This window comes from Photobacterium indicum, from assembly GCF_003026215.1.
Classification (GTDB): domain Bacteria; phylum Pseudomonadota; class Gammaproteobacteria; order Enterobacterales; family Vibrionaceae; genus Photobacterium; species Photobacterium indicum.
In genome coordinates this window covers 1-1,291 of sequence record NZ_PYOC01000025.1, presented here as the reverse complement: position 1 = coordinate 1,291, position 1,291 = coordinate 1, and the positions used below count along the sequence as shown (strand labels likewise).

The 1,291-nt window shown below is 41.6% G+C and carries 1 protein-coding gene and 2 tRNA genes; all 3 read left to right on the top strand.

The features are described from left to right. Positions 1 to 50 precede the first annotated feature (50 nt). The 3 genes from C9J47_RS26780 to C9J47_RS26765 all read left to right on the top strand — a co-directional run bounded on the left by C9J47_RS26780 (position 51) and on the right by C9J47_RS26765 (position 1,250). Positions 51 to 126, top strand: a tRNA-Asn gene (locus C9J47_RS26780). Between the two features lie 287 nt (positions 127 to 413). After that, positions 414 to 1,040 (top strand): glutathione S-transferase family protein, encoded by a 627-nt coding sequence (locus tag C9J47_RS26775; RefSeq protein ID WP_107257107.1) that lies wholly within the window; start codon positions 414 to 416, stop codon positions 1,038 to 1,040. Between the two features lie 134 nt (positions 1,041 to 1,174). Further along, a tRNA-Phe gene (locus C9J47_RS26765) sits at positions 1,175 to 1,250 on the top strand. Positions 1,251 to 1,291 lie beyond the last annotated feature (41 nt).

The following is a 1,291-nucleotide window of genomic DNA, read 5'->3' as shown; positions in this document are numbered from 1 at the left end:
TGAAAATCCTCGTGTCGGTGGTTCGATTCCGCCTCGAGGCACCATACAATTCCCTTTTAGTTCAGTTGGTAGAACGCCGGACTGTTAATCCGTATGTCGCTGGTTCAAGTCCAGCAAAGGGAGCCACATTAAAAAGCCTTGTCTTCGGACGAGGCTTTTTTATGCCTGCTATTTGTCATTATCCCCCCTTTCATCACATTAATACGCTTATTATACTCAGAAATCCCCTTCCCCCTTTGTACCTCTCCATACTCGCTCTATAAAGTTCACCTACGCAATAATTCAAATAGATATAGTTAAGTGGATAGGTAAGCAGAAGAAGCCATAAATCGCACTTTAAAGGCTTTTTTTACCATATCTTCGACTACGTTTAGGTAAGAGTATTAATCTTTTTACTAACTCAAGGATGACCAATGATCACCTTATATGGCTACCCTCGCTCTCGTTCATTACGTGTATCATGGTTACTTGAAGAAAGTGGTCTAGATTGGCAATACCATTTAGTTGATTTAATGAAAGGTGAACATAAATCGCCAAGTTACCAAGCTCTCAACCACCAAGGTAAAATACCGACCCTCACAGATAATGACATTACCTTATGTGAATCATCCGCTATTTGCTTTTACATTGCCGAAAAATACGTTCCACAATGGCTACCAAAACCTGGTACCGCAGAATCTGCGCTTCATCATCAGTGGGTCAGCTTTATTATTTCAGAGTTAGAGCAACCATTATGGAGCATGGGCAAACATAAATTTGCCCTACCTGAACAGATTCGATTACCAGAAATGCTTGCCGTCGCCAGTTGGGAATTTAAGAAAGCAGCCCAAACAGCCGAAGCTTGGCTGCCTGATTCTGATTATGTAATAGGCCGTTCACCTAGCATTGCAGATATCCTTCTTGCCCACACCCTCAATTGGGCAGTCAAGTTCGAGCAAAAATTACCCACTAGACTCGAAAAATACCGTCACAAACTAAACCAACGGCCAGCATTAATGCGCGCATTGAACAAAGAGCAACAGGCTTTAGATGATCACTAGAAAGATATTTTTCGGTATTTACGAGCCCAACAAGTTCAAAATTCCATCAATCAGTGCAAAAAAACAAAAGTTAAACATTTTTCTCAAAAAAACCATTGACGAAACAGTCGAAAACCTTTTTAATGCGCTCCGTTGCCTCGATAGCTCAGTCGGTAGAGCAGAGGATTGAAAATCCTCGTGTCGGTGGTTCGATTCCGCCTCGAGGCACCATTATTTCTTTTTGTTCGTTAGAATATGAGAAATACGGTGCA

Coding starts and splice junctions, on each gene's coding strand:
- C9J47_RS26775 (WP_107257107.1), top strand. CDS start 414: ATGATCACCTTATATGGCTACCCTCGCTCTCGTTCATTACGTGTATCA.